6 protein-coding genes are annotated in these 6,032 nt (G+C 49.8%); all 6 read left to right on the top strand.

Going from position 1 to position 6,032, the window contains the following annotated elements:
• Positions 1-129 precede the first annotated feature (129 nt).
• The 6 genes from pyrR to pyrF all read left to right on the top strand — a co-directional run bounded on the left by pyrR (position 130) and on the right by pyrF (position 6,027).
• Positions 130-687 carry a bifunctional pyr operon transcriptional regulator/uracil phosphoribosyltransferase PyrR gene (gene pyrR / locus AC6I5A_RS12210; protein ID WP_034616365.1) on the top strand — a complete coding sequence of 186 codons (558 nt, stop codon included), beginning with the start codon at positions 130-132 and terminating at the stop codon, positions 685-687.
• Positions 688-856: 169 nt separating this feature from the next.
• Positions 857-1,792, top strand: coding sequence for an aspartate carbamoyltransferase catalytic subunit (locus AC6I5A_RS12205; RefSeq protein ID WP_034616364.1), 936 nt, complete (start codon positions 857-859; stop codon positions 1,790-1,792).
• Complete coding sequence (locus AC6I5A_RS12200; RefSeq protein WP_034616363.1) at positions 1,779-3,089, top strand: dihydroorotase; 1,311 nt, start codon at positions 1,779-1,781, stop codon at positions 3,087-3,089. The genes AC6I5A_RS12205 and AC6I5A_RS12200 overlap by 14 nt, the downstream gene beginning before the upstream one ends.
• A 190-nt stretch (positions 3,090-3,279) precedes the next feature.
• The gene (locus AC6I5A_RS12195; RefSeq protein WP_034616362.1) at positions 3,280-4,143 is read left to right on the top strand and encodes a dihydroorotate dehydrogenase electron transfer subunit; all 864 of its coding nucleotides are present in this window, start codon (positions 3,280-3,282) and stop codon (positions 4,141-4,143) included.
• Positions 4,130-5,050, top strand: coding sequence for a dihydroorotate dehydrogenase (locus AC6I5A_RS12190; RefSeq protein ID WP_034616360.1), 921 nt, complete (start codon positions 4,130-4,132; stop codon positions 5,048-5,050). Before AC6I5A_RS12195 ends, AC6I5A_RS12190 begins: the two co-directional genes overlap by 14 nt.
• Before the next feature lie 266 nt (positions 5,051-5,316).
• Positions 5,317-6,027, top strand: coding sequence for an orotidine-5'-phosphate decarboxylase (pyrF, locus tag AC6I5A_RS12185; RefSeq protein WP_034616358.1), 711 nt, complete (start codon positions 5,317-5,319; stop codon positions 6,025-6,027).
• The last annotated feature ends 5 nt before the right edge of the window (positions 6,028-6,032 follow it).

Raw genomic sequence — 6,032 nt, 5'->3', positions numbered from 1 at the left:
TTAATGAAGTCCTGAGAGGCTTGGGAAGGCAGACGGAAGCGAGGGAGGACTGTCTGCTGTTCAGACAGTTTTTTCTTTCCAAATCTTCAGATCCGGGGATAATCCCCGGGTGAAAGGAGTTAGTGAACTGTGGAAGCGGGTACGTTTAAAAGTAAAATTTTAGATGCGGATGAGGTTCGCAGGGCGGTAACTCGTATTGCTCATGAAATAGTGGAAAAGAATAAAGGAACCGATAAACTCGTCTTGGTTGGTATTCGTCGCCGGGGGGTGCCGTTAGCTGAACGGATTCAACAATACATTGTGGAGTTTGAAGGGGTAAAGGTTCCCCTGGGAATTCTGGATATCACCCTCTATCGCGATGACTTAAGTACTATTGATATCCATCCGGTTGTCCATGAGACGGACATTCCGGTAAACATTGAGGGAAAAACCGTAGTTCTGATCGATGATGTGCTGTATACGGGGCGGACGGCCCGCGCGGCTTTAGATGCGACTATGGATTTAGGAAGGCCGGAGCGCATACAATTGGCGGTGCTCGTAGACCGTGGTCATCGCGAGTTACCCATTCGGGCGGATTATGTCGGCAAGAACTTACCCACGTCGCGGCACGAAACTGTGGCGGTACGTTTGCAGGAAGTGGATGCGGCAGAAGATGTGCTTTTACTGGAACGTGATGATATGAATTAATGGAAACTTTACCCTTTAAATACTATTCAGAGAGATAGTCAAGGGGCGAGTAGTATAGGTTTATGCCTATATAAAAATTCTCTCCCTTGCGGAAGAGGATTTTTTTATTTGATATAAGCTCATAACCATAAAGGATAATAATGGGGGAGCGAAGTTAGGGGGGGTTACGATGAAATGGCAGCGTAAAGATATTCTGGGGATAGAGGAAATGAGCGTGGATGAGATCCGGCATATCCTGCATACGGCAAAAGTGATGAAGGAAATATTGATGCGCCCGATTAAGAAGTTGCCCACATTAAAAGGTAAATCGGTGGTTAATGTTTTTTACGAGGCCAGTACACGGACGCGAACTTCCTTTGAAATGGCTGCAAAAGTATTGGGAGCTGATACAACAAGCCTTGCAATCGCCCAGAGCAGTGTGAGCAAAGGGGAAAGTTTATATGATACGGCCAGGACGATTCAAGCGATGCGGGCGGATCTGGTGGTCCTGCGGCATCCTGGTTCAGGCTCCGCAAAATTCTTAGCAGATATCCTTGATTCTGGGGTCATTAATGCAGGAGACGGGCAGCATGAGCATCCAACCCAAGCTTTACTGGACATTTTCACGATGGAAGAGAATCTGGGAGCCTTGGACGGAAAGAATGTTGTCATCGTGGGAGATATTTTGCATTCCAGAGTTGCCCGCAGCAATGTCTGGGGTCTTCAGAAACTCGGTGTCAATGTCACCCTGGTGGGTCCGCCAACGCTGCTGCCGGTTGAAATGGAGGGCTTCGGCGTTAAAATGACTCATGATCTTAACAGTGCCTTACTTGGGGCGGATGTAGTGATGGCCCTGCGCCTTCAACTTGAACGCCAGAAAAGCGGCCTATTTCCCAGCCTTCGTGAGTACAGCCTGCTTTATGGCTTGACGGCAGAGCGCTTGAAGAAAACGGGAAAACAGAGTATTGTGTTACACCCAGGTCCCATGAATCGGGGTGTGGAGATCGCGGATGATGTTGCAGATGGGGTACAAGCTTTAATTGAGCGTCAGGTTACGAATGGTGTGGCCATTCGCATGGCTCTTATTTATTTACTGATAGGAGGGTCCAGCAATGTGGTGGCTTAAAGATGTCTGGGTGATCGATCCGAGTCAAAGTCTCTCAGCCCCTCGGCATGTTCTGGTTAAAGGCGGGCGGGTGTTAGAAATCTCTTCCTCAATGACCGAAGAAGAGGTGTCGGTAAAAGCGCAGGGAGAATCAGTAGATACGGTCAACGGTAAGGGAAAGTTTGTTTTTCCGGGGCTTATTGATGTCCATACTCACCTGCGAGAACCAGGACAAGAGGACAAGGAGGATATTTTGAGTGGCTCACGCGCTGCAGTGCGCGGCGGATTTACAACAATTCTGGCCATGGCTAACACTCAACCGGTGATTGATAATAGAGCCCTCATCGAATTCGTGCGTACACAGGGAGAACGTGCAGGCTATGCGCATGTACATCCGATTGGGACAGTCACCAAAGGAATGCAAGGGGCTGAACTGGTTGAAATGGCGAATATGAAAGAGGGCGGAGCTGCCGCCTTTTCCGATGACGGTAAAAATATTCAAAATGCAGAAGTGATGAGGCTCGCTTTAGAATATGCCAAATTAACCGGACTCCTCATTATCAGTCATTGCGAGGAGAAAAACCTGGCCGGAGAAGGGCAAATGCGCCGTGGGGTGGCGTCGGCGCGGATGGGATTGAAAGGGATTCCAGCCAGTGCGGAAAGTGTGATTGTGGCCAGGGATTTGCTGCTGACGGAGGAAACCGGCGGGAAACTGCATTTGGCCCATATTTCTACGGCGGAGAGTGTCGATTTGATTCGGCGGGCCAAAGAACGAGGGGTCGATGTCACGGCGGAAGTCAACCCTCATCATCTGATCTTTTGTGATGAAGATTTGGGGATCACCGAGACGGTTCTTAAAGTTAATCCTCCCTTGGGTTCTCGAACGGATAGAGAGTCCCTTATCGAAGGACTTCGTGATGGGACACTGGATATGATTGCGACCGATCACGCCCCACATACCCAGGCAGAAAAAACCCGGCCCTTTGATGAGGCCCCCTTTGGGATTGCGAGCCTGGAGACGGCTWTGMGTGCGGTATGGCGGCATTTAGTGGTACCCGGACGAATTTCTCCGGATCGAGTGATCGAAGCTTGGAGCTTCTCTCCGGCACAGAGATTTGGCTTGTCGGGGGGAACGTTAGTCCCGGGGGCTCCGGCGGATATGGTGCTCTTTGATCCGGACTTCTCCGAGGTGATTGATCCGTTAACGTTGGTTTCCAAAGCGCGAAATACCCCATTTTTGGGTAAAACCTTACAAGGGTTTCCGGTCATGGTCTGGGTGGATGGACGACTTGTCCAGAGAAATCGTAAGGTACTCTAACGCGAGGTGCGCGGTGCGAGGTGCGTACTACGACCACAGAAAAATTCGCTGAATTTATAAGAGATGAAGTTTCATACTCCATCTCTGGATTAGTTGTACTTATCGGGAACAAAGCGTGCGAAGTTTGAATTTGAGATTCGAACCACGAATATCGAATATCGAACCTCGATTTCGGAGGGGGGTGGGAAAGATGCTCACAGAAAACTTGGTGGTTATTCATGAAGTCTTGGGAGAGGAAGAGCAAATGCTGAGGCACCTGGTTTTAAAAGGACCGATTGCCAAAGCTGCGCGGGCTGGACAATTCGTAGCTGTCCAGGTTCAGAATTCTTCGATCTCGTCCTTTGACCCCTTGCTGAGGCGACCCTTCAGTTTAGCCAAAATTTCGCCGGAGCAAGACGAAATTACTTTGCTTTACCGGATTCAAGGCCGGGGAACCGAAATCTTAGCCCGGGCGCAATGTGGGGAGCGGCTTAGCGTTATGGGGCCCTTGGGGAAGGGTTTTTCCTTGCCGGAAGCAGTGGAATTATGGCTGGTTGCCGGAGGAATTGGCATATTTCCCCTTTATGCTCTCGCTCAAAGCGCACTTGCTCAGGGTCTGAGCGTTCGTTTGTTTTGGGGAGGAGAAAACCGGTCGTTTTTAAAAAGTGCGGGACTTTCCGCCTGGCAAGCACTGGGGATTCCGATTCACCTCACTACGTTGGATGGAACTTTAGAAGATAAGGGCCTGGTGACCGGACCGGTGAAGGGACGATTATCGCAGTTGTTTGGGCAAACGATTGGTCAAACGAAACAGGCGAACTCTTCAAGCCCCGGGCAGATTAGTGTTGCCGCTTGCGGCCCGCCGAAGATGATGCAGGCCGTGACAGAACTATGTATGACCTTTGCGGTCCCTGTGCAGGTTTCTCTGGAAGAACGCATGGGCTGCGCAGTGGGAGCCTGTTTAGGATGTGTATGTACCCTCATTGATCAAGCAGGCACGCTCATCCATAAAAAAGTATGTCAGGACGGACCGGTTTTTTGGGGTGAGGAGGTTGTCTGGGATGTATTCTGTTGATCTTACTACCGTGCTGGCGGGAATCACTCTCAGAAATCCAGTCCTGACCTGTTCAGGAACTTATGGGTTTGGAGAAGAGTATGCCGCCTATTGTCCTCTGGAAGCTTTAGGAGGAATAACCTTAAAGGGGATTACCCCCCTGCCGCGGCTGGGAAATCTAGTGCCCCGCCTGGCGGAAACGCCGGCAGGTTTACTCAACGCGGTTGGGTTAGAAAATCCGGGACTTGAGGAATTTTTAAGATCCTATTTGCCAAAGGTTCGCAAACTGCCGACCGCGGTGATAGCCAATATTTCTGGTTTTTCACTGGAAGAGTATGAACATATGGCTCGCGCGTTGCAAGTGGATTCCGGATTAGCCGCGCTGGAAGTTAACATTTCCTGCCCTAATGTCAAACATGGGGGGATGCATTTTGGAACAGACCCTCAGAGTGCTGAAGAGGTGATTGCGGCGGTTAAGGCAGCAACGAATCTTCCAATCATCGCTAAGCTATCACCTAATGTTACGGATATTGTGGGAATGGCCCGTGCTGTCCAGCGAGGGGGAGCGGATGCTCTCTCGCTCATAAATACGCTATTAGGAATGCGGATTGACATAGAACAGCAACGTCCCTTGTTAGCCAATACGTTTGGAGGGCTATCCGGGCCGGCCATTCGACCGGTTGCTGTCCGTATGGTCTGGCAAGTGGCAGAAGCGGTCGATTTACCGATTATAGGTATGGGCGGGATTACCACTTGGCAGGATGCTGTGGAATTTCTCTTAGCCGGAGCGACAGCCATAAGTATCGGCACGGGAAATTTTGTCAATCCGCAGACTCCGCTGGAAATTCTACGGGGAATAACAACATATTGTGAAAAACACGGAAAGACTTCCGTGCGTGATTTAGTAGGATTGGCCCATCAGGCTTAATTTTTGAGCTAAGTAAGGGGATGGGGTAACCCCCAGGGAATAGAACACAAAGAATCACATTGAAATAATTCAAGCGGTTTGAATGTAACTGTCATTATGTAATTAAACAGTTGGATTGAAATGAGAAGTTGGTTTGAATTGAAAAAAGAATGAAATGGTAACGTTGGTTTTGATAAAACAGTAGTTTTTTAAATAGAGAGTTATAACGGAGCAGTCTTTAAATGAAGTAGCTTGAAAAGAACAGTTAGAAACGGAGGCCTAAGTAAATGGATGCAGCATTAAATAAGAAAATTATCGTGGCTCTCGATGTGCCCGGGCGCGCGGAAGCTTTAACCCTGGCTAAGGCTCTCCAAGGGAGCGGATGTTGGCTTAAAGTGGGCATGGAGTTGTATGCCTATACGGGTCCGGTGATGATCCAGGAACTGAAAGAGATGGGGTTTCCCATTTTTCTGGACTTGAAGCTGCATGACATTCCCACGACGGTAGAACGGGCAATGCGTGGATTCGTTCAGTATGGTGTGGATATGATCAATGTTCATTGCAGCGGCGGGTACGAGATGATGGCCAGGGCTGTTCAGGCTGTGCGGGAAGCAGGGAGTAAGCAGAAAAGCGTTCCTAAAGTGATTGGGGTTACAGTCCTGACCAGTATATCGGAAAATCAATTCAGACAAGAGCTGGGAGTACAAAGGAAACTCCCGGAGCATGTGCTGGCACTCGCCAAAATCGCCGAAAAGGCTGGTCTGGACGGGGTAGTCGCTTCGGCCATGGAGGCGAAGGTACTCAGGCGAAACACGGAACCTGGTTTTTTGATCGTTACACCAGGGATTCGCCCAGCCTGGAGTGAAGCGCAGGATCAAGCACGGGTCCTCACCCCGGATGAGGCTTTGGCGGCAGGGAGTTCATTTCTTGTGGTCGGAAGGCCGATTACCCGTGCGGAAGATCCTCGTCAGGCCTTGGAACGACTTTGGACACGGTAAAAATG

This window comes from Desulfosporosinus sp. Tol-M2 (assembly GCF_059735615.1).
Note: the sequence above shows the minus strand (reverse complement) of the source record. Positions and strands in the feature narration are given on the sequence as shown.